This is a genomic window from Tolypothrix sp. PCC 7601 (assembly GCF_025677855.1).
GTDB classification, from domain to species: Bacteria; Cyanobacteriota; Cyanobacteriia; order Cyanobacteriales; family Nostocaceae; genus Aulosira; species Aulosira diplosiphon.
Window position 1 is genome coordinate 6525618 of the sequence record NZ_CP064879.1, and the last position, 26123, is coordinate 6551740.

The following is a 26123-nucleotide window of genomic DNA, read 5'->3' on the forward strand; positions in this document are numbered from 1 at the left end:
ATGTTGTCTATTTCAATTAAAGACTGAATTTTGTACAGCAATAATTGTCTGGACTTCTTCTTCCGAAAGCTGCTCGATTTCTGATAAAGCTTTTGTCAGATCTTGTACTTCTGCTTTTTCAGCTAAATTTTTGGCAATAGTTTTAGCTAATTCAACTACAGTCGGGAAATTAAAAAAGCCCTTATAAGAAAGTTCCACTTGGAAAGTTTTGCACAACTGAGAAACAAGCTGAGTAGCAAATAAAGAATCTCCTCCTAATTCAAAGAAATTATCATGAATACCCACACTATCAATGCCCAGAAGTTTTTGCCAAATATCAGCTAGGGTAATTTCCAGTTCGTTGCTTGGGGGAACATAAGCATTATCTAAGTTGGGACGGGGATGAATTGCTCTAGCTTCGTTGAGTTGGGCTAATTGTTCTTCTAGGGATTTATTAGATTGATGAGGCTGAAGCTGGCTGTATAAATTTTGTGTGGAAACAATAATTTGAGGCAAATTACTATGAGCTAAAATTTTATTAAATGCCTCAATACCTTCTTCGGCAGTCATTCCTGCTGTTAATTCTCCTTTGGTGATATTTTTGTGCCTTTCTGCAACTGCAACAGCCATTCCTAAGCTGTTCCATCTATCCCAGTTAATAGATGTAATGAAATTACTATGTTGTGCAGCATGATAGTGAGCGAAGGCATCTAAAAAAGAATTTTCGGCAATATAGTCAACCAATCCTGATGTACCTACAAAAGCAGAAAGCGAAGAACAAAGTACAAAGAAATCAAGCCTAGTATTTTGGAAAATTTCATTTAGTACTCTTGTTCCTTGAACTTTTGGCGCTAAAGCTTCATCTGCAATTTTTTTAGTTTTAAGTTGAATCATACCCCCGCCGAAAACTGCAGCTGCATGAATTACTCCGTTAATTTGACCAAATTGCAAATTTAATTTTTTAACCACGGCTGACATTTGCTCATAATTAGCAACGTCGGCACTAATTACCATTATCTCTGCGCCAAAAGCTTGTAGATTTTGCAATTTTCGGATTTTTTGGCTAACTATATTTTGTGCATCATGAATTGATAGCCATTCTGTCCATTCATTTGGTTGAGGAAAAGGCGATCGCCCGACTAAAATTAATTTAGCTTGTACAGTTTTTGCTAGATATTCGGCTAAAACTAGTCCAACACCACCTAAACCGCCAGTAATTAAATAAACTCCGTTTTGCCTTAAACGCTGATTTCCCTGAATTGAGGTGTCTAATTTGATAGCTTCAAAATCCTGCACCCAACGATGATTTCCTCGATAAGCAATCACTTGTTCAGGTGTTTGCAGAGAAATTTCTGTGAGTAATTGGTTGATTAGTTGCTGTTCTTGCCAACTATCTGTGGTGGGAAGAACTAGATCAATGCTGTTACAAGTAAGGTTGACATACTCTTGCGGAATTACTTTACAAGGCCCCATTATCAATGCTTTTTCTGGACACAGTTGTTCGGAACCTGTAACCATTTGTAGATGGTTGGAAATAACTTGAATGTGTAAGTTATCTTTTTGATAAAACTTTGCGATCGCTTGAGCAAGAAACACTAAGCTATAAAAGCCCAAGGATTCATACTGTTGTGGTGTTAATTCCTCTAGATTATCTGGTGTGACACTCCATAAATGAATAATGTGGCTGGGAGTTTTACCTAAATTACGCAGTTCTTGGCACAGAAACTTATAATCTTGTGGTTGTTCTGGGTTAATTGTATATGAGCGATCGCTCTGACAACTGTATTCATTTGCTACTTTGACGGTAATTACCTCTCCACCCTCTAATCTCAATCGCGTCACTATTTTTTCACCCAAACCGCACTCATCTATAAACACTAAGTAGCATTTGGGCTGAGTTGTTTTGATTTGATTTGGTAATTGCTGGGGTAACGAAGCTCGTTTCCAAGTAGGAAGATAAAACCAGTCAGCAATGTTAGGCTTTTTACCTGATAAAACAGTATTTTCTTTCCTCAGTTTCTGCTCGGTTGTTATTGATGCAAATTGTTTTTCTAATTGTGTTTTAATCTTCTGTTGCTGCGGTTCTACCCAATAACGCTGACGCTCAAAAGGATAGGTAGGTAAAGGAATATGGTAAAGTTTTTCATGGCTATAAAAACTCGACCAATCAATTTTTATTCCTTGCAACCACAAACGACCCAAAGTATTAAATATAAATGCTACATCTGATTTTTGTTCTTGGGGATGACGGAGTGAAGTGAGTGTGACTACCTCTGGTTTTTGATGCTTGACAAAGGTACTTAAAGTTTTTCCTGGCCCCACCTCTAAAAAGATGCGTTCTGGTTGCTGTTGTAACTGAGTAATTCCATCACTAAAGCGTACAGTTTGGCGCAGATGTTTTGCCCAATAATCGGGATCTGTAGCGGCTTCTTTCCTTATCCATGTACCGCTAAGGTTGGAAATGAAGGGAATTTGCGGAGGATGGAGGCTGATTTGTTGTAACAACTTGGTAAATGGCTCAATCATCGCATCCATCATGGGCGAATGAAAAGCACCAGATGTATGCAATTTGCGACAATTTATCCCTTGCTGTTGTAACTGCTGTTCTAATTTTGCGATCGCACTCACCGAACCTGAAACTACACAAGTCGATGGGGCATTACTAGCAGCCAGAGCCAATTCTACACCTAAAAAAGGTTGAATTTCTGACTCTCCCATTTGCACCGAGAGCATCGCACCATCGGGTAGTTGTTGCATCAAACGTCCGCGATGAGCAACTAATTTTAAAGCATCTTCTAAACTAAAAACCCCTGCCAAAGTTGCTGCTACATATTCCCCGATGCTATGACCAATCATCGCTTCAGGACGTACACCCCAGTTCATCCATAATTTCGCTAAAGCATACTCAATCACAAATAAAGCAGGCTGGGTGATAGCAGTTTGTGTTAGTTCTTGAGTCTGCGTTGCATTGGGATAGATGACATCGCGCAAATCAAAACCTAGATGTGGTTTGAGAAGTTCCGCACAATAGTCAATTTGTTCTTTAAAGTATGGTTCAGTTTCATACAGTTCTCGCCCCATGTTCACATACTGAGAACCCTGTCCCGGAAACATAAACACCACTGGACGATGACAGGGTTTTTGATAATGGGTAAAAACTTCTGGATTATCTAGAGATGTTAGGGTTGTAATAGCATTTTCCAGATTTTGACAAACCAAAATCCGGCGATGTTCCAACGCTTTACGACCTACCGCCAAAGTATAAGCAACATCAGCCAAATTTAAATCTTGATTTTGCTGAAGATAACTAACTAAATTTTGCGTCGCAGTTTCTAAAGCTGTAGCAGTTTTAGCAGATATACACAATAGTAAATATTCACTTTTGACTTTTGTACAGACGCGATTAATCGCGTCTCTGCAACTTTTGAATTGTAATGGTGCTTCTTCCAAAATCACATGAGCATTTGTCCCCCCAATACCAAAAGAACTCACCCCCGCACGTCGGGGAATACCGTTAGTTTGCCAATCAGTTAGTTGAGTATTGACGTAAAAAGGACTATTGACAAAATCAATTTGGGGATTAGGTTGTTCAAAGTGTAAACTAGCCGGGATTTTTTGATGCTTGAGAGCTAAAACAGTTTTAATTAAACCAGCTATCCCAGCCGCAGCATCCAAATGACCGGTGTTGGTTTTTAAAGAACCTATGGCACAAAAGCCTGTTTTGTCGGTATTGGCGCGAAAAGCTTCAGTTAAAGCCGCAATTTCAATCGGATCTCCTAAAGATGTACCCGTACCGTGGGCTTCAATATAGGTGATAGTTTCGGGTGCAACTTCAGCAACAGCTTGAGCCGTTCTAATGACTTTGGCTTGAGTATCGATACTAGGTGCTGTGTAGCTGACTTTTTGTGAGCCATCGTTATTGATAGCAGAACCTTTAATTACTGCATAGATAGTATCTCGATCTGCGATCGCATCTTCTAATCTCTTCAACACCACAACGCCCACACCTTCACCGCCAACTGTTCCTTGTGCTTTGGCATCAAAGGCGCGGCAATGTCCATCAGGGGAACCTATGCCCCCTTCTTTATAAAAATAGCCATGTTTGCGTAATGCACTAATAGAAACACCACCAGCTAAAGCCATATCACATTCTCCATTTAGGAGACTTTGACATCCTAAATGAACTGCAACTAATGAAGTAGAACAGGCAGTTTGAACAGTATAACTTGGCCCTTGTAAATTGAATTTGTAAGAAACACGAGTGCTTAAATAATCCTTATCTCCACCAATTGTTATTTGATGAAAGTCAACAGAATTACGAATATTTTCATTAGTATAAACATTAAATAGATAGCCACTCAAACCGCTACCAGCATAAACGCCAATCGTACCAGCATAACTTTCTGGATTGTAGCCAGAATTTTCTAAAGCTGACCAAGCAGATTCTAAAAACAGTCGATGTTGCGGATCGGTAATTTCTGCTTCTCTAGGAGTGAACCCAAAAAAGGAGGCATCAAAAAATTCTGCGTCTGCTAATACACCTCTAGCTTTCACATATTTAGGATTATCCACAAAAACTGGATCTATCCCTGAATCTATCAGTTCTTTATCTGTAAAAAAAGTAATTGTTTCTCTACCCGCTTGTAAATTCTGCCAGAATTCTTCAATATTTTTCGCACCAGGAAAACATCCTGATAAACCAATAATTGCTATTTCTGAACCATTTTGATTAAATGCTGATGAATCGTCCATTTTCTCTAATTCCTCTGTGAACTCTGTGCCTCTGTGGTTAAATTTTCTCTTTGTAGCCAGTGCATCTTGTTGATGATTAGCTCTGGTTTTTAAATATTTCTAGCTGATTTCATTTTTTGTAAACGTTTTTTTTGTTGCTCTTTAGCACTTGTAACTTTTTCTGACTGATTATCTATCTTTTGCATAGTTAGAACTTGATTTTTGAATTGACTCAATAACTCTGCTAAAGAACTAATAGTTGGATATCTAAATAAATCAAGCATTGCCAAATCAGTTTTAAAGATTTTCTGCAATTCACTATGCACTTTAACTATTAACAATGAATGACCGCCAATTTCAAAAAAGTTATCGTGAATGCCTATATTTTCAATATTTAAAAATTTTTGCCAAATATTAGCAATAGTTTGTTCTACTTCAGTTTGCGGTAATACGTAATTAGCTGCTAATTCTGGGCGAATTTTTTCTGGTGCAGGTAATGCTAGCCTATCTATTTTGCCATTGGGCGTGATTGGTAAAGCTTCTAAAATTACAAAAGCAGAAGGTATCATATATTCTGGCAGTTGTTCCTTCAAAAAGCTTCGCAGTTGAGTACCTGTGATTTGTGGCTTTGATTGTGAACTGACATATCCTACTAAACGTTTATCACCATCTTCCTCCCACACTTTCACTACTGCTTCTAGAACATCAGGATGTTGATTTAATTGGGCTGCAATTTCGCCTAATTCAATCCTAAAACCGCGAATTTTTACTTGCTCGTCAACCCGTCCTAAAATTTCAATTTCGCCATTAGGTAAATAACAAGCTAAGTCACCTGTTTTATAAAGAAGTGTTCCTAGTTCCTTACTGAAAGGATTAGGAATAAATTTTTCTGCTGTTAATTGAGGTTGGTTGAGATATCCCCTCGCTATACCCATACCACCTATGTATAGTTCCCCAGGTACACCAATAGGAGTAGGTTGGAAATAAGAATCTAATATATAAACTTGTACATTATCTATTGATTTACCAATTGGCACTTCTCTCAAAACATTGAATTCTGATAAATTTGATAGATTGCTAATAGTTGTCCCAATTGTTGCTTCTGTAGGGCCGTAAGAATTAATTAATTGTACTTTTTCACTTACACATTGTAGCCAAGTTGCCAATCGCTGTGAAGATGCTTTTTCTCCACCAATAATTACTAAACGCAGTGATTCAGGTAACGATAAATTCTCAGCAAATTCGGCGGTGATTTGATGCCAAAAGGCAGTAGGTAAAGCTAAGACAGTTATTTTTAGCTGATGACACTTCTCTAAAAACGCTGTTATTGAACTCAACATTACATCGTTACGCAACACTAATCTAGCACCAACTATCAAGCTAGTAAATATTTCTTCTGCTGCGACATCAAAGCAGATAGAGGAAAATTGTAGAATGCTGTCACTTGCCTCCAGCGCATATTTCACAATTGCCGTTTCTGTATAATTTACTAAAGAATGATGTTGCACCATCACTCCCTTGGGTTTACCTGTGGAACCTGACGTATAAATCACATAAGCCAAATTTGTAGTTGTAACTTTTATCTGCAAATTATCAGGTTTTTCTTGATTGATTAACTGCCAATCAGTATCTAAATAAATAGTTTGATGCTGATTTTCAGGCAACCATTGTTGCAATTTTTCTTGAGTTAATAATAAAGATAAATTAGCATCTTTCAACATAAAAGCCAGACGTTCCTGGGGATATGTTGGATCGAGTGACACATAAGCAGCGCCCGCTTTCAGAATGCCTAAAATCCCCACAATCATTTCTAAAGAACGCTCTACACAAATTCCTACCAATACCTCTGTCCCTACACCTAGCTTTTGTAAGTAACGTGCTAATTGGTTAGCTCGTTGATTAAGTTCTTGATAGGTTAAACATTCTTCTTCAAATACCACTGCGACAGCATCAGGTGTTTTCTCTACCTGTGCTTCAAATAACTGATGAATACATTGCCCTAGACGATAATCAGCTTGGGTATTATTCCATTCTATTAGTAACTGTTGTCTTTCAATGTTGGTTAGCAATAGCAATTCTGAAAGACGTTGTTTAGGGTTAGCAATTATACTTTCTAACAAAGTGATGTAATGATTGCCCCAACGCTGAATTGTTTGGGTATCAAATAAGTCAGTATTATATTCTAGTTCCAGCAACAACTCACTATCAGTCTGAATAATATTCAAATCAATATCAAATTTGGCAGTAGTATTAGAGTTTTTTGCTACTTCAATTTCAACATCTAATGAATCTAAATCAAATTGTGCTTGATCTAAATTCAACCCGACTGTAAATAGAGGATTTCGGCTTTGATCTCGTACCAAATTTAAATTTTTAACTAACTTGATAAAAGGATAAATTTGATGATCGTAAGCATCTAATAACTGCCCTTTGATATAACTTAGATATTCTGTGAATACTGGTGGCTCAGTCAGGTGACTGCGTATTGGTAATAAATTTACGCAATGACCAACCAGACAATTATGATTAACCAATGATTGCCCTGCCGAAGCAATACCCACAACGATATCATTCTGATTACTTAGTCGCTGTAATAAGACCATGTATGCAGCCAAGAGTGTCGTAAACAAAGTACACTTACACTCATCACTAAGGCTTTTAAGTTGATAATATAAAGAACTATTAATTACCAGATTTTCTATCGCCCCATTATGCATATTTACAGCTGGTCGAATCTTGTCAGTTGGTAAATCTAACACTGGAACTGAACCAGAAAATTGCTTTAGCCAATAAGCCTCAGCTTTTGCCATTTCTGAAGTTGTTTGCTGGAGTTTTTGCCACTTAACATACTCTCTATATTGCATTGCTTGGGGAAGTTGACAAGTGATACCTTGAGACTCAGCTGCATAAATTGCAGCTAACTCCCGTAGTAAAATTGTCATCGACCAACCATCAGCAACAATGTGATGAATAGTGAGAACTAAAAGGTGATGTTGTGGCTCTAACTTGATGATATGAAACCGGAGTAAAGGCCCTTTTTCCAGATTAAAAATTTCTTGAGCTTCTTGGTCTAAAAATTCTCTTAACTGTGCTAAACGATGTTGTCCATCTAATAGCGAAAAATCTATGTAAGGAATATCTATTTTCAAGTTGGGATGAATTAGTTGATCATCTCCTTCTGAACTAAAAGTAGTTCGTAGGGCTTCGTGACGATTAATAATTGTTTGGACTGCTTTAGAGACTGCTTCTATTTTAAATGACCCACGCAGATGAATACTCATTGATTGGTTATAAGCACGGGAAGCATTATTTCCGATTTGTGCCATAAACCAAAGTTCTTTCTGCACATCTGTTAGAGGAAGAGTAACTATTTCCTGATTATTCGCTAATGTATCACCTTGATGATTAATTACAGGCGTGTCTGATGGTAAAAAATCACCAGCTTGCAATTCTGATATACTTTCTTTGATAGCTTTAATTAAAATTTCAATATCTTCATCAGTGTGAGCAGTAGATAGATAAAAAGTCCGTCCTTCCCATATATAAATTCCCTTTTCTATCAGATGATAAAATAATAAATTCATCCAAACTAAATTGGGCGGGTAAACAAAACGGAAGAGTGAGCCAAAATGAACAACTTTAATTGGTAACTGTTTTTGCTGAAAGTAATTATTGAGATTTTGGGCTATATTTGCTGTTTTTATTGCTAATTGTTCTTGCAGTTCTGCGCCACTATTTTTGATATGGTTAAGTACAGCCCAAGCAACAGACATAACCAAAGGATTTTTGAAGAAAGTCCCGGCAAATATAGTAGTTTCTCTTTGAGGAGAAGAAGCATCTCCGTAACTCCAAAAACCGCCGTCCAGTGCATCCATAAAAGCAGCTTTACCCGCTATTACCCCAATTGGTAAACCAGAGCCAAGTGCTTTACCGTAGGTGGTAATATCTGCTTGAATATTCCACATTGCTTGAATACCGCCGGGATGCATCCGAAAGCCTGTAATTACTTCATCAAAAATTAAGACGATTCCTGTCTTTTTGGTTAGTTGTCTGAGTTCTTTTACAAACTCTTTGGGTTGAAAATCTGGCCGACGGCTTTGTATTGGTTCAACTAAAACGGCTGCTAATTCATGGGAATGGGCTTTAAGGATATCAAAAGATTCGGGATTTCCGTAGTTGAGTACGATAACGTTTTCGATGAAGTGTTGGGGAATTCCTGGTGCAGCTGGTAGGGAACTTAGTGTGCCGTTTTCAGTTGGGACTCCAGCAACTAAAACTTCGTCTAATGTACCGTGATAAGAGCCGTTAAATACAGCAATTTTAGAGCGTCCTGTGGTAGCCCTAGCTATACGTATAGCTCCCATAACTGCATCTGTACCTGAGTTACAAAAAGTGACTCGTTCTTGATTAGTTAGTTCACAAAATAACTTAGCAGCTTCACTTGTCAGATGTGATTGCGGGCCATTTTGAATTCCTTGCTGAATATGTTTTTGAATCGCCTCTATAACAAATGTAGGAGAATGACCAAATAAAAGCGAGCCAAAGCCCATTGACATATCGATGTATTCATTACCATCTACATCCCAAATTCTCGCCCCAGCACCACGTTGAGCATGAATTGGATACAGCATTTCTTTGAGAGAAAGACGAAAACCTGTAATTGTTCTGGGATTTGCTAAGAAAGGACGAGCAGTTTGTGTGAGGCGTTTTGACTCTGGAGTGCGTTGGACAAATCTTGTGATTAAAGCATCTAGATGTTGCTGTTGACGGGGGTTTAAAGTTGTTGTTTCTGCTTTTTCTGGCTGTTGGGAAGTAACTGATGCTTGAGGTTGAGGAATCTGCGTAGAAACTTGATGCAAAGGTGAATTTTTCTTTGATGAATGGTTGTGACGCAGCAAGTCTAATTGTTTAGTCATTAGCTTTAACTGCTCTGATATGAGTTGCGCGATCGCATGATTTCTACTATTATTATTTAATTCATTAGTCAAGCTTTTACTAACCTTTAGCAAGGGTAGATCTAAATTTTCCCTAGCGGCTTGCTGTGGGATTTTCGTTATTGTTTCTTGGTAAAAAGAAGACGGTAATTGTTGAGATATATGTACAGCTAAGTCATGAAGTGTGGGAAACTCTTCTAGCAATTGGCGAAAAGGAATTTTTACACCCAATTTCTCTTGCAGAGAACGACTAAATTGAATTAAAACGAGAGATTCAAAGCCAAGTTCTAAAAGATTAGTATGAATATCAATTTGAGCAGATTTAACCCCAAAGATTGTGCTTAAAATTTCTTTGATTTTTAACAAGACTATATCAATTTGCGAATTATCTAATGAGGGGTTAACTTTTTGATTAGGCATAATATTTTATTGGATATTTTTTAACGAACCGCAGAGGCGCAGAGAACACAGAGATAAAAGAAAGTATTAAATAATTGGTTTAGCTTAGGAAGATTATTCTTTGATTGATTGCAATAATTCTAACTGTTGAGACATTATTTCCATTTGTTGAGCTATTATTTCTGCCAAGTAATTGTCAAAATATTCTGGGGTGTCTGTTAATTGTATTTCGGGAATATTTGTATTTTTAAACTCTGGTTTTGTTGAATTTTCCGTTTCCTGAAGATGATTTTTATTAACTGATTTACTAGTAGCTTCAATCCAATATTTTTGTCGCTCAAAAGGATAGCTTGGTAAGGGGATACGATGATGTTTTTTATGAGCATAAAACTTTGACCACTTCACTGATACACCAGCTAGCCAAAGTTGACCTAATGCATCAAGTAAAAAAGATACATCTGACGATTGAATTTTAGGATGACGTAAAGAAGAAATAATAATTTGTTGAGTAATTTGATTTGAATGCTGTCTGGCAAAACTACTTAATGTCCGTCCTGGGCCGACTTCTAATAATATTTGATTTGGCTGTTGCAACAATACCGAAATTCCTTCACTAAAGCGTACTGTTTCTCTTAAATGTCTTACCCAGTAATTTGGATCTGTGGCTTCGGTTGGAGTTATCCAAGTGCCAGTGAGGTTAGATATTATGGGAATTTTTGGAGAATTCAGGTTAACTTTGCTAATTTGTTCTTGGAATGGCTCTAAAATTGAGTCCATCATCTGGGAATGAAAAGCATGGGAAGTATGTAAAAGACGATACTCTACGCCTTCCTCAGTCAATCTATTTTGTAAATTATTAATTGCCTTGAACGTACCAGAAACTACACAGTTAGTTGGACTATTTGTAGCAGCTAGACAGAGATTTTCAGCTAATAGAGGCTTAAGTTCTAGTTCTGATAGTGGCACTGCAAGCATAGCACCGCCTGGTAGTTGTTGCATCAACCGCCCTCTGGTAGCAACCAGTATTAAGGCATCTTCTAAAGAGAACACACCAGCAATACAAGCCGCTACATATTCCCCAATGCTGTGACCAATCATTGCTGAAGGACGCACTCCCCAGTCCATCCACAATTTAGCTAAGGCGTACTCAACAACAAATAACGCTGGTTGAGTAATAGAAGTTTGTTGTAATTGCTGTGTTGCTACTTCTTGATATTCGTCTTGCGGATATAGTAATGTCCGCAAATCTAGACCTAAATGAGGTTTAAGAAACTCGGCACAATAATCAATTTGTTCTTGAAAAATTTGCTCTGTTTTATAGAGTTCCCTTCCCATGTTTACATACTGGGAACCTTGACCAGGAAACATAAAAACTACAGAGTTATTATCTAATTCTTGGCAGTGGGTAAAATCTTGTGGTTCTTTAATTATTAAATCTTGGATTGCATCTTCAATATTTTTTGCAACTATAAATCGGCGATATGCAAATGCACGACGACCTACACTTAATGTATAAGCAACATCAGCCAAATTTAAATCTGGATTTTGCTGAAAATATTTAGCTAAATTAGTTATGGCAGTTTCCAAGGCTGTAGCAGTTTTGGCTGATAAGCACAATAGTAAATATTCACTTTTGACTTTTGTACAGACGCGATTAATCGCGTCTCTGCAACTTTTGACTTGTAATGGTGCTTCTTCCAAAATCACATGGGCATTTGTTCCCCCAATACCAAAAGAACTCACCCCAGCGCGTCGGGGAATGCTATTTGTTTTCCAATCAGATAATTGAGCATTCACATAGAAGGGACTGTTGGCAAAATCAATTTGAGGATTGGGTTGTTCAAAATGCAAGCTGGGTGGTATTTGTTTGTGCTTGAGTGCCAAAACAGTTTTGATTAAACCAGCAATACCAGCTGCTGCATCTAAGTGTCCAATATTTGTTTTGACTGAACCAATGGCGCAGAAATTCTTTTTTTGAGTGCTAGCACGGAAACATTTGGTTAATGCAGCAATTTCAATCGGGTCGCCAAGGTTTGTGCCTGTGCCATGAGTTTCTATATAACTGATAGTTTCAGGGTTAATTCCAGAGATGGAAAGAGCTTCAGCAATAACTTTTGCTTGTCCATCTACACTTGGTGCAGTGTAACCAACTTTGAAAGAACCATCATTATTAATAGCTGAACTTTTAATCACAGCATGGATATAATCGCCATCTGCGATCGCATTTTTTAATAGTTTTAATACTACAACGCCTACACCATTGCCAGTAAGAGTTCCTTGGGCTTTGGCATCAAAAGCACGGCAATGTCCGTCGGGGGAAAGAATGCTCCCTTCCTGATAAAGATAACCAGCTTTGTGTGGCATATTGATCAACACGCCACCAGCCAGAGCAATATCGCTTTCGCCGTTGAGTAAGCTTTGACAGGCAAAATGAACTGCTACTAATGAAGTAGAACAGGCAGTTTGCACGTTAACGCTGGGCCCTTTCAAGTTTAATTTGTAAGAGACAAGGGTCGGTAAAAAGTCTCCTCGATTACCAATTAAAGTGCGAAATTTACCTACTGATTCCTCTAGTAATTGGCGGTTGGGATATAGATTAAACAAAAAGTAAGTGTCCATTCCCACACCTGCATAAACTCCAATTTGTCCTGGGTAGGTTTTGGAGTCGTAGCCAGCATTTTCTAGAGCAGTCCAAGCCTGTTCAAGGAATAGGCGGTGTTGCGGATCTGTGATTTCGGCTTCTTTTGGAGAAAATTCAAAAAATGCAGCGTCAAATAAATCTACATCTTCTATTATTGCTTTGGCTTTGACATAATTGGGCTGATTCAACTCCTTGATATCTACTCCTGAAGATACTAATTCTTCTTCAGTAAAAAAAGAAATTGACTCTACACCATCTCGCAAATTTTGCCAAAATTCATCAATATTTTTGGCTCCAGGGAAACAACCTGACATACCAATAATGGCTATTTCATCGAGGTAATTAAATGTATCGGAGTTATTCATATTCAGTGCGCTGCTATTGCATTGTTGCTCGATGGTTTTGTCTGAGTTGTCTTTGTTGCTGGTTCGATTGTCGGCGGGCTGCAACTGAGTCGGAGTCTGGTTCAAATGCAAGCTGTTCTTGTGGTTGCTGGCTTAAATATTTTGCCAAGGTGCTGACTGTGGGACATTCAAACAATTCAACCATTGATATATCTCTGTTTAAAGTTGCACGCAGTTTTGTATGAATCTGTACCATTAATAATGAATGACCGCCGAGGTCGAAAAAATTATGATTGATACCTACTTTTTCAACTTGCAACACTTCTTGCCAGATATTGCTAATCATTTGCTCTAGTTCAGTCTGAGGAGCTACAAATGTTTCTTCAAGTTGAATTTGTACCTGTTTAGGTAGTGCTTTATAGTCCACTTTACCATTAGGTAATACAGGCAAAGATTTCAACATCAAAAAAGTGGAAGGTAGCATATATTCCGGTAGCTTTTTCAGCAAAAAGCTGCGGAATTCACTATTAGAGGGAGATGGTTGTTGATGACTAACTATATAGGCAATGAGGCGGGGATTTTCTTCTGTGGCCACAACTACAACTTCTTGCACTTGAGGATGTTGTTTTAAAGCGGCTTCAATCTCTCCTAGTTCAATACGATAGCCACGAATTTTTACTTGTTGGTCAATTCTTCCCAGAAATTCTATATTGCCATCTGCACGGTATTGAGCTAAATCTCCGGTTTTATATAGGCGTGCTGTTGGTTGGTGACTAAATGGGTTAGTGATAAATTTCTGTGCGGTTAGTTCTGGCTGATTAAGATAACCCAAGGCGATACCGTCACCACCTATATAAATTTCACCAGCAACGCCAATAGGAACAGGATGAAGCTGTGAATTTAAAATATAAATTTGAGTATTGGTAATAGGTCTTCCGATGGGAATTTTTGTTAATTCTTGAGGCTGACAAAGATAAACACTGCTCCATACAGTTGCTTCTGTTGGGCCGTATTCGTTATATAAAGACGCTTGAGGAAGATATTTGTGATGTAGTTTTACTAACTCACTTGGGCATACTTCACCAGCCACAATAATAGCCTGTAGGGAAGCTAATTGTTCTTGTATGGCTTGCCGCAAAATCAGAGCATAGAGAGAAGGAAGACTTAAAAGATGGGAAATCTGATGTTCGCAAATTAATTTAACTAACTTAGGTATTTCTAGCTGTAAACCTTCTTGAGGTAAGACTAAAGTTCCTCCACAGCAAAGCGTCCAAAAGATACCTGCAACTGAACTATCAAAAGCAAAGGATGAAAGTAATAAAAAGCGGCTGACAGGTTTTTGATAATAATTAATCCGAGCAGTTGTTGAATGAACGAGATTTTGATGGGTAATTTGTACGCCTTTTGGTTTGCCTGTAGAGCCAGAAGTATAAATAATGTAAGCTAAGTGATGAGGTGTAATTTGCAGTGTGAGATTTTCTTGATTTTGGCTGGTAATGATTTCCCAATCACTATCTAAACAGATAACTTGTGCTTGATGTGTTGGTAAGTTTTCAAGTAATAATTGCTGAGTTAATAAAACGGGTGTTTGGGAATTTTCTAAAATCCAAGCTAATCTTTCTTGAGGGTAAGTTGGATCTAAAGGTACATAAGCACCGCCAGCTTTGAGTATACCAAGAATACCAACAATCATATCAAGGCTGCGCTCAACACATATTCCTACTAAAGTTCCTGGTTTTACGCCAATTTGTTGTAGGTAATGTGCTAATTGATTAGCACGGCTATTGAGTTGACTATAGGTTAATTGTTGGTTTTTGAACTCTACAGCAATATTATTAGGTTTCTGCTGTGCTTGCTGTTCAATTAACTGGTGAATACATTTATTTTTGGGGTAATCAGCTTGAGTTTGGTTAAATTCTACTATTAGTTGGTGTTTGGCGCGATCGCTTAAAATTTCTAACTCACTAATTACAGCTTCAGGATTTTTTACTACGCTTTCTAACAAGGTGTAAAATTGTTCTGATGAACGCTGTATATCTTGTGCAGTAAAACACTGGGAATCATAATGAAACTCTGTAAATAATGCATCATAACTATGCACACAAGAGAGCTTTATTTTAAATCGCTCTATACAAGCATAATGATTTTGAATTGTCCAAGATATATGATTATTAGTATGTTTCAGAGCATTTTCTACAAAATCGAAACATACAGGGTAATAATTAACATTTGATGTCATCAGTTGCCAAGAAAAACCCTCCTGCCATTTATAAAGCTCATCTTCCGTTTCGCTGATTTGTTGTAATATTTCTGGAAATTTGGATTGTTCTTGTAAATGACAAGTAAGTGGTAAGCATTTGGCAAATAACCCCATCGCTGCTTCTAGTTCAGCAAATTTTCTGCCATCAAATGTTTTACCAATTAACAGATTTTGTTGTTGAGTCAATCGCCAAAGTAAAACTGACCAACAAGTTAATAAAAATCCAGAAATAGAAGTATTGTATTTTTGTGCGATCGCAGCAATTTGATCTTTTAAACTAGGATTAATTTTTAACCTGAAAAACTCTGGTTTAAATTCTGTTAATTCAGTAATATTCTGTTCAAAAGGCAATTCTAAATTAAAAAGATGGGACAAATCCTGCTTGCGCCAATATTCTCTGCCAATTTCAGCTGCTTCTGATTGCAGTAATTCATTCTGCCATTCGGAGAAATCTGCATATTGTAGTGGTTCTGCTGATAATTGTTCGCTATTTGTGTATGAAAGGCTGAGTTCATACACTATATTTATGAGAGTTTTTGTATCTGCATAAAGAGCAGGTAAACCAATAAATAATATATGTTTTGACGGTGATAAAGTCGCTAAGGATACACTTAAAGGTGAGTCTGTGTCAAAATCGCAGTTTTGCTGATGAAATTCCTGAAAAATTTCAGCAATTTTCGCTTCTTGTTTCTTAGAAGTATAACTGTCTAGATTATACTGCTGATTTAATCTGACATTGGCATTAGCAATTACTTGAACTGGAATCATCATTCCCGGTACATATTTAAATGTAGTCCGAAAAATTTCATGACGATGCACAATATTTTGTAAAGCTGCAACTAATTTAGTTGACTCGATGTTTCCCTCTATGAGAACAGAACACTTAACAAAATAAGCTGAATTTTGATTTACTTGCTGTAATAACCATAAATGCTCTTGTTGAGGTGAAAGTTGAAAACCCTCAATTATTTCTGTAGCCATATTCGGATATTCCAATTTTACAATCTAAAGTTCTTTAATATTTTGCGGTTCTGCCATCCCGACTAAAACTTGACGTGGCGCGACAAATGGGTTGCGTCCATGCACTGCTAACATATTGTCTAGCATTAAAATGTCCCCTTTTTGCCAAGGGAATGTTACCATTGCTTGCTGATAAACTTCGCGCAGAGTTTCTAACACTGAAGGCTCAATTGGAGAACCATCACCGTAATAGGTGTTCGTTGGTAAGTCTGATTCTTTGAAACCTGCTAATAATGCTTCGCGGGTATTTTTTTCTAATGTAGAAACGTGAAAAAAAGTTGCATGATTGAACCAGACAAGTTCACCTGTGCGAGGATGTTTAACAACAGCCGGGCCTACTTGATATGTTCTTAAGCGCTCGCCTTCTTTCCATTCAACTTTTATATCATGAATGCGACAATATGCTTCTACTTTGGCTTTTTCAGTTGTCTGAAATACAGTTTGCCAAGGTAAGCCAAAACCATCACCAAAATTCCGCATATACATGACTTTTTTTTCGATGAAACGTTCTCGGATTTTGGGATCTATGCGTTCAAAAATCTCACGACAACTACCAATTGGTGTTTCTCCTCCCTGCTGTGCTGGTGTTAGACAAAAGAAGAATATCTTCAAAGGAAAGGTAGGAGAATAAGCATGTTCATTATGAGGAAAGATACTCTGATCGGCAGGGTAATCGGTTGAAGTATAAATTCTATCGCTCACTTGAGTACGGGGTGAGGCTCGATAGCGATATTCCAAAGCTTCTAAGCAAATTGCTTTGATTACCTGCTCGAATCTTTCTACATTATCTATGTTGAAACCTCGGAAAAGAATAGCTCCATGTTTCAACAATTCTGTGTCTATAAAATCTCTATTACTAGATGCCCAGGCTGCTAAATCTACCTGTCTTACAGAAGATTTGATCACCAAAGGAAAGTTTTTTTCAGGTTCTAAATATTCTGTTGCAATTAAATCTTTTGCAGATATTTTGAGCGATTTTCGCTTAAATACTAGATTTTTGAGAGCTAATTGATTAGCCTGATTTTTCTGTAATTCTTCCATAATATTCAAACTTTACGAGCAATAAAACAGCCAACATGACCTGATGATTCTACGCCAAAATCATTTTTAATATCGGAGAAAACAATATCTGTAAAACCTGCCTGATCTAAAGCCGACTTAATATCTGTTACAGAATAAAGCTTCCATTTAAAAGTCATGTTGAAGCGTTGCCATTGACCATCGATTAATTCAAATCTTGTAGTGCGATCGCAACCTATTTTTGTCTCTGTATTGTAGTCAAACTGACTAATCCAGGCATGGTTATCTTTAGCTTCCCCTCGATTTTTAGAAGTCTGCCAATCTTCTATACACAGTTCTTCTACATACAAATCAAATACGAATATACCATTTTTTAGCAATGCCTGATACACATTTTGAAAAACACTTTGTAATTCTTCAATGGTAGTTATTAGATTAAGACCAACATCTGTAGAAATGACTGCACCAAAAGTAGGTAAAAATTGAAAATATCTGGCATCTTCTAGGATGAATTCTGCATTAGGCGCATTTTTTCTGGCATAGTGCAGCATTTCTTCAGAGCCATCAATACCTGTGACTCGATAGCCTTTTTGTAGCAGTCTTTGGGCTATTTGTCCTGTACCACAACAAACATCTAAAATATGTGCTTCTTTGGGGAGATATTGCAAGACTAATTTTTCTAATTGCCCTACTACAATATCATGCCGTTCTGTACCTTGTTCGTCATATATAGAAGCTAATTTATCATATTCTGCATAGCGATTTTTGGTAGTCATTGTTAAATATCTCCTATTTGTTTTTCTACCAAGACATTGTGATTTTTGTGCTTACTTAGACCTACGTTTAATGCTTATTAAATTCTGTTGCAGATTCTTTTGATATTCTTGTTCCTGTAAAAGACGCTGTTGCTGATCTGCTTCCACAAGAATTACTTTTAATTCATCCAGTTTGATATCAGGTTGTGACACCATCTGACTCAAAATTATTGCCAAATTTTGCAACATTTGGGATACAGTCGCAGCCTTGAATAAATCTGTACTATATTTCAACTCGGCAATTATTCCTTGCTCGGTATCTGTCAGAATTAAAAGTAAGTCAAACTCTGCAACTTTTTTATCAATATCTAATACACTGAGTGTTAACCCTGGTAATTCTAGGGGTGGCATGGGTGCATTTTGGAGAATACATTTCACCTGAAATAAAGGTGAACGGCTGAAATCGCGTTCTGGGTTGAGGACTTCTACTAATTTGTCGAAGGGTAAATCTTGGTGTGTGTAGGCTGATAAAGTGCGATCGCGTACTCTCTCTAACAACTCCCGAACACTGGGATTTCCTGTCATATCAGTACGTAGCACTAATTGATTGACAAAAAATCCAATTAATGCTTCCGTTTCTGCTTGATTGCGGTTAGCAACATCAGTACCCACCACAATATCATCCTGATTTGTGTAGTAATGCAGTAGAGTTTGGAACCCAGTTAACAAAGTCATAAACAACGTTACCCCAGCATTGGTACTCAGTTGTTTCAGACCTTTTGATAAACTCTTAGGTAATATCAGAGTTTGTTTTGCGCCTCGGAAAGTTCGCTGCGGAGGACTGGGAAAGTCCGTAGGTAATTCTAAAATAGGTAAATTATTTAATTCCTGCTGCCAAAAGTCGAGTTGGGTTTGTAATACCTCTCCCTGCAACCATTGACGTTGCCACACAGCAAAGTCTGCATACTGGATGGGTAATTCTGGTAGTGGAGATGTCTTTCCTGTACAAAAAGCTGTATAGAGGGTTGTTAACTCTTGAATTAACACACCCATTGACCAACCATCAGAGACAATATGATGAATTGTCAACAATGCAATATATTCATTCTCGTTTAAGTGCAGCAGAGTACATCGCAGTAATGGTGCTTGAGTTAAGTCAAAGGTGCGTTGTGATTCTTCAATAGCCAATCTTTGCACTTCAGTAGAAAGTTCTACTGTTGGTAAATCAGACAAGTCTATGATGGGCAAGTTTACATTAAAATTCGGTGCGATCGCTTGCAATGCTTGCTCATTTACTAAAGAAACATAACTACGCAATACTTCATGACGACGCACGATTTCATTTAAGCTTTTTGCTAATGCAGCTACATTCAAAAATCCTGTCAGGCGCACACCTGCTGATATATTGTATGTAAAACTGCCCGGATAAAGTTGTTCTTGCAACCATAGTCTTGCTTGAGCAAATGATAGTGGTAAATTAGTATTTCGACATACAGGTTGGATAGGAGGAATATTCAATCCGAGTTGGGCTTTTATTGTTTGTTGGATAGTTTTGGCTAGTTCAGCTATTGTTGGGGAGGCAAATAAATAACGTAGCGACAAATCTATTGCCAAAATCTTGCGTAAGCGAGAAATTACTTGAGTTGCTAATAACGAATGTCCACCTAATTCAAAGAAATTATCATTAATACTTACTTGTTTAATACCAAGAACTTGCTGCCAAGTTTCTGCAATAACTTCCTCAATAAAATTACGTGGTGCTAGAAAAATTCTTGCTAGATTTCTGGTTGTATCAGGTGCAGGTAAAGCCCGACGGTCTATTTTTCCATTAGGTGTGAGGGGCAACTTCTCCAAAGTTACAAAAGCAGAAGGAAGCATATAATTAGGTACTTTTTCTGCTAAGAAGCCGCGAAGATTAGCAAGAGTCAATGTCTGTTCTGGTTTGAGAACTACATAAGCAACCAAGCTTTTATCGCCTGGTTCATCTTCTCGAACTATCACCACACTGGCTTGCACAAATGGGTGTTGATTTAAAAGTGATTCAATTTCCCCTAATTCAATCCGGAAGCCACGCAATTTAACTTGATTGTCAATTCTCCCCAAAAATTCAATTGTGCGATCGCTTCGATAGCGCACCAAGTCCCCAGTTTTATATAACCGAGAAGCAGAATCAGGATTGAAAGGATTAGATATAAATTTTTGCGCTGTCAGTTCTGGCTGATGTAAATAACCACGGGCTAAACCAGCACCACCAATATGTAACTCACCCGCCACACCAATAGGTACTGGTTGATTGTATGCGTCCAGGATATAAAATTGAGTGTTAGCGATAGGATGACCCACAGCGATGGTATTTTCTACTTGATATACTGCTGACCAAATAGTAGTTTCTGTAGGGCCATATAAGTTCCATAATTCTTTACCCCGTTGTTGTAATTGTTGCGCGAGGGTAGCATCAAGGGCTTCACCACCACACAGAATTTTCAATTGTTGATTACCACTCCAACCAGCAGCCATTAACATCCGCCAAGTTGCTGGAGTAGCTTGCATGACTGTAGCACCGCTAGAAGTTAACCGCTTTGCTAATTGAATCCCATCAGAGGTTTCTTCACGACTAACAAGAACTAATTGCGCGCCTACAATTAAGGGCAGATATATTTCTAAAGCAGCAATATCAAAAGATAATGTGGTGACTGAGAGTAATATATCTTGTTGAGTGATTTCTGGTGTTTGGCGCATTGCCATTAAGAAGTTGACAACAGCACTATGAGAAATTTGTACACCTTTGGGTTTACCAGTTGAACCGGAAGTGTAAATTACATAAGCTAAGTTTTCCGGAGCGATTTTGTGAGTTAGATTACTAGTATTTTGTTGTGAAATTCTCTCCAGATCAACATCTAAACAAACTACTTGAGCATGATGGGGAGGTAAATTTTCAAGTAACAGCTTTTGAGTGAGTAAAACTGATAGTTGGGAATTTGCCAACATATAACCTAACCGCTTTTGAGGATAGGCTGGATCTAGCGGAACGTAAGCACCGCCAGCTTTGAGAATACCTAACAGCCCTACAATCATTTCTAAGGAACGTTCTACACAAATTCCCACTAATACTTCTGGTTCTACTCCCAGTTTTTGCAAATAATGGGCTAGTTGATTAGCTCGCTGATTTAGTTCCCGATAAGTTAATTGCTGATTTTCAAATACCACAGCAACAGCATCAGGTGTTTTCTCAACTTGGGCTTCAAATAGCTGATGAATACAGACAGATGGATAATTAGTCTGGGTGTGATTTTGCTCTATTAATAAATGGTGTAGTTCTGGCTCGGTTAAGATTGGTAAGTTTGATAAATACTGCTCAGGATTGGCTACAACCCCCTGTAATAATGTTTGAAAATGTCCCTGCATTCTGATGATGGTGTCAGCGTCAAATAAGTCGCTGTTATATTCAAACGCCCCCGTTAAACCTTGATTAGTTTCTGTGAGGAACAGAGTTAAATCAAATTGGGATCTTTCTATATCTACTTCGTCTATTTGAATATTTAAATCTGGCAGCTTTAGTTTTCCCATTGGGGCATTTTGCAGGGCAAACATTACCTGAAACAGTGGTGTATGGCTCAAATTGCGCTCTGGCTGCAATTCTTCTACTAACTGCTCAAAGGGCAAATCTTGATGAGCGTAAGCACCTAAAGTAACTTCTCTAACTTGTTTGAGCAACTCCCGAAAACTGAGTTTACCTAACAAGTTAGTACGTAACACAATAGTATTGACAAAAAAGCCAATTAGCTCTTCTATCTCAGCACGGTTACGGTTGGCAATTGGTGAACCGATGAGAATATCTTCCTGTCCCGTGTAACGATAAAGCAATGTCTGAAATGCAGCCAGCAGAGTCATAAATAGTGTGACTCCTTCCTGCTGACTTAAAGTTTTTAGGGCTGAGGTTAAGTGATGAGGAATAGTAAAAAATTGCTTTTTACCAGCAAAGGTTTGTATAGCAGACCTTGGTCTATCTGTTGGTAGTTCTAATACTGGTAAAGTACCGCTCAATTGTTGTTTCCAATAGTCCATCTGTTGCTGAAAAATTTCGCCTTGCAACCATTGGTGTTGCCAAACAGCAAAATCTCCATACTGGATAGACAATTCGCCAAGAGGTGAAGATTTACCCGTACAAAATGACTCGTAAAGTGCTGCGAGTTCGCTGATAATTACACCTGCTGACCAGCCATCGGCAATAATATGATGAATTGTAAATATCAACAGATACTCTTGTGCAGCCAATTGCAAAAGCAAGGTTTTAAACAGTGGCGGTGTACTCAAATCAAAGCTTTGTTGTGCTGCTTGTTTAACTAGCCGTTGAACTTCTAATTCCTGCGCCTGTGGAGATAAATTTTGGAGATTTAATATTTGTATTTTTAAACTTAAATCCGCATTAATCACCTGAACTGCTTGCCCATCTACACTGGTAAAAGTGGTTCGCAGAATTTCATGGCGACGGATAATTTCGTTAAGACTTTCCTCTAGGGCTGTGACATTCAGCGCACCTTGCAGTTTTAAGGTACGACAAAGATTATAAGTGCTGTTACCTGGTTCTAATTGTTCTAGAAACCATAATCTTGTTTGGGCAAAAGAAAGCGGTAATACACCATCTCGTGGGGCTTTTTCAATAGGTGGTAGTTGCAGTTTTTCTCCAGTTTTCAGGGCTATTTCTATAGATTCTGCTAGTGCAGCGACTGTTGGATATTCAAACAAACTCCGCAGGGGTAAATCTACTGAAAAAGCCTCTCGCAATTGGGAGACAATTTGCGTGGCTAACAGCGAGTGTCCACCTAATTCAAAGAAGTTGTCATCAATATTGACTTGTCCCACATTCAGAATTTGCGCCCAAATTCCTGCTATCACCTCTTCTATAGGAGTACGAGGGGCTTTCTGTGAGTGCGTTTGCAGTCTTAGCTGTTCTGGTGCAGGTAATGCTTGACGGTTGATTTTACCGTTGGGTGTTAGTGGTAGCTTCTCTAACATCACAAAGTTAGCAGGCATCATATAATCAGGCAATCTCTCTTGTAAGAAACTGCGACAGTTACTGAAGTTGCCATCCTGAAGGCTCTGCTCGTTAGATACTAGATAAGCGACTAATTTTTTCTCTCTGGAGTCTTCCCTCGCTACTACTACAGCTTCCCGCACAGATGGATGTTGACAAAGCACGGCTTCAATTTCTGCTAGTTCAATACGGAAACCGCGAATTTTGACTTGGTAATCGCTACGGCCGATAAACTCAACTTTACCATCTGGTAAATAACGTCCTAAGTCCCCGGTTTTGTAAAGCCGCGTTCCTCCTTCTTCACTAAAGGGGTTAGGGATAAATCTTTCTGCTGTCAAGTCTGGACGATGGAGATAACCTTGACCAATACCTAAGCCACCAATATATAATTCTCCAGCCACTCCCATTGGGACAGGTTGCAGATATTTATCCAAAATATAGATTTGGGTGTTGGCAATGGGACGACCGAGAGGGACAATTTTTATTTGGTCATTGTGAGCGATCGGATTAACTGCCACAATACCACAAGTCTCTGTCTGACCAAACATATTGATCAGACTTGCATTGTGCTGCAAGCCAAACCGCCATTGTGTGCAAATATCTGATAGTAGAGGTTCGCTGGCAGAGACAATTAAGCGTAATTTATTATCTAAAAGATTTGTTCTTACTTCTGGTTTTAAACTACTCAGTAAATGATTGCAGTTTCGCCAGTAAGAAGGAACGATATCAATTACTGTCACCTGTTGTTGTTTAATTTCTGCAAACAGTGTCAAGGGGTCTTTTCGCTGTTCGGAAGTTGCAATTACTATAGTTGCACCTTTAGTTAGAGGAACCATCAACTGTCTAACAGAGGATGAGAACGCAATGGATGCTGTATGTAAATATTTATCTGCTGCTACGATACCCAATGCTGTTTGCATTGCTTGCACATAGTGGCACAAATTAGCATGGGTAACTCTGACTCCTTTGGGTGTTCCTGTTGAGCCAGAGGTGTAAATTACATAAGCTAAGTTAGCCGCAACAGCTGTTTGATGTAAATTTTCTATTGGTTGTTGGGTAATTAAATCGCTATCTTTATCTAGACAAACTACTTGGGCTGAATGGTTTGGTAAGTCTTTAATTAAAAACTCTTTTGTCAACAATACCTTTGGTTGCGAGTTCTGCAACATATACGCCAAGCGTTCTTGGGGATATGTGGGGTCTAATGGTACGTAAGCACCACCAGCCTTGAGAATACCAAGAATCCCAAGGACAAAATCTAGGGAACGTTCGACGCACAACCCGACTAATACCTCTGCACCCACTCCCAATTGTTGCAAACGATGAGCAATTTGGTTAGCACGGTTGTTTAATTCTCTGTATGTTAGCTGTTGTTCAGCAAAGGCGATCGCAATTTGATCGGGAGTTTTCGCTACTTGCTCTTCAAATAAATGATGAATGCAGCGATCAACAGGGTAAGCTAGTTTGGTATTGTTAAGCTCAGACAGTAGATTAATTTCGCTGTTGCCTAATATCTGTAATCGACTTATAGCTGCTTCAGGGTGAGAAATTGCATTCTCGATTAATGTTTTTAACTGTTCTGCTAAACGTTGAATATCTGCTGTTAAAAAATAATTACTATTATATGTAAATTCTAGCTCAATTAAATTTTCTCGACGAATACAAGCTAGTTTAAGTTTATAGGTATCAATACATACATCTATTTGTGAAATTGAAAATACTACATCGTCAAAATTATGCTTTTCTATAATTTCATCATAATCAAAAGAAACAGGGAAAATAACCTGGTTATTTGCAGCTAATTCTGTTAATGTATCGGGACTGAAATACTCTTGATAATTATAATTTTCAGTAACAGCTTGATTAAGCTGATTTAATAGAGAGGATAAAGTTATATTTTCTCTTAATTCGCACTTTAAAGGCACATATTTAGATAATAACCCTAGACTCGATTCTAGTTCTAGATATTTCCGTCCATTTGTAGACATACCCAAAACCAGATTATCTTGTCCTGTGATACGCCACAGTAAAATATTCCAACAAGCTAAAAAGAAATTAGCTATTGAAGATTGATGCTGTGTTTCTATTTGAGATACCAGACGAGAATCTAGGGTGAAACTATGTGTTTGAGGCTGAAATACTAATTCTGCAACATTCTCTTTTTCTATAGGTAACTGTAATGCTTGCAAAGCCGAAAAATCTTGCTGAGTCCAATATTCTCTACCTGCTTCTGTATCTGCTGCTGATAATAATTCATTCTGCCACATTGCTAAGTCAGCATATTGCATGATTTCTGCATGATGATCATATTTATCAGCATAGGTATCGCTGATTTCTCTGACTAAAATTTTCAGTGTTTCTCTATCTGCAGATAATCCAGGTAACCTGATAAATAAAATATATTTAGTAGCAGATAAAGTTACCAAAGATATATGTAAAACTTCTCCAGTCTCTAGATTAAAATTTTGTTGACCAAATTGCTGAAACAACTCTTGTATTTTTGCTGCTTGCTCCTCATTTGTATAATTACTTAAATCATAGTTTTGCTGCCAATTAGCACCAGAATCAGTAATTACTTGTACAGGAATTGTCATTTCTGGCAGAAACTTATAACAGGTACGCAGAATTTCATGACGGCTGACAACTTTCTCTACAGCTTTTCTGAGTAATTCAATATTCAGGTTTCCGGTAATCGAAACAGCAGCTTTCACCTGATATAAGCGACTATCAGATTGTTGCAATTGCCATAAATATTTTTGTTGTGGCGAAAGTTGAAAACCCTGAATTTCTTGAAACATGGTTAATGGACTTCCAGATAAGTTGAGAACAAGAAACAAAAAAATAATCAATTATTCCTGAATTGCTTCCTTTGATATTTTCCTAGTTAAATTAATTTTGACGAAGAAAGGCAGAGGGCAGAGGGCAGAAGGCAGAAGGAAAGAAAAATGCTTGTTGGGTTCAAGCCCCACCCCTTGTGGGTGGCTGTCTTTAATGCGCGAATTTTG

7 protein-coding genes are annotated in these 26123 nt (G+C 37.9%); all 7 read right to left on the reverse strand.

All coding sequences use genetic code 11. The features are described from left to right. Positions 1-12 precede the first annotated feature (12 nt). Positions 13-4731, reverse strand: coding sequence for a type I polyketide synthase (locus HG267_RS26380; protein WP_045872208.1), 4719 nt, complete (start codon positions 4729-4731; stop codon positions 13-15). 89 nt (positions 4732-4820) lie between these two features. Then, positions 4821-10064: a non-ribosomal peptide synthetase gene (locus tag HG267_RS26385; protein ID WP_045872209.1), complete on the reverse strand. Its 5244-nt coding sequence runs from the start codon at positions 10062-10064 to the stop codon at positions 4821-4823. Positions 10065-10157: 93 nt separating this feature from the next. After that, positions 10158-13049 carry a type I polyketide synthase gene (locus HG267_RS26390; RefSeq protein ID WP_045872210.1) on the reverse strand — a complete coding sequence of 964 codons (2892 nt, stop codon included), beginning with the start codon at positions 13047-13049 and terminating at the stop codon, positions 10158-10160. 13 nt (positions 13050-13062) lie between these two features. Beyond that, on the reverse strand, positions 13063-16269 hold the full coding sequence (locus tag HG267_RS26395) for a non-ribosomal peptide synthetase (protein ID WP_045872211.1): 3207 nt from the start codon (positions 16267-16269) through the stop codon (positions 13063-13065). A gap of 24 nt (positions 16270-16293) precedes the next feature. Then, the gene (locus HG267_RS26400; protein WP_045872212.1) at positions 16294-17349 is read right to left on the reverse strand and encodes a TauD/TfdA family dioxygenase; all 1056 of its coding nucleotides are present in this window, start codon (positions 17347-17349) and stop codon (positions 16294-16296) included. Positions 17350-17354: 5 nt separating this feature from the next. Beyond that, positions 17355-18104, reverse strand: coding sequence for a class I SAM-dependent DNA methyltransferase (locus HG267_RS26405; RefSeq protein ID WP_045872213.1), 750 nt, complete (start codon positions 18102-18104; stop codon positions 17355-17357). Positions 18105-18155: 51 nt separating this feature from the next. Next, on the reverse strand, positions 18156-25916 hold the full coding sequence (locus HG267_RS26410) for a non-ribosomal peptide synthetase (protein WP_045872214.1): 7761 nt from the start codon (positions 25914-25916) through the stop codon (positions 18156-18158). Between the last annotated feature and the right edge of the window lie 207 nt (positions 25917-26123).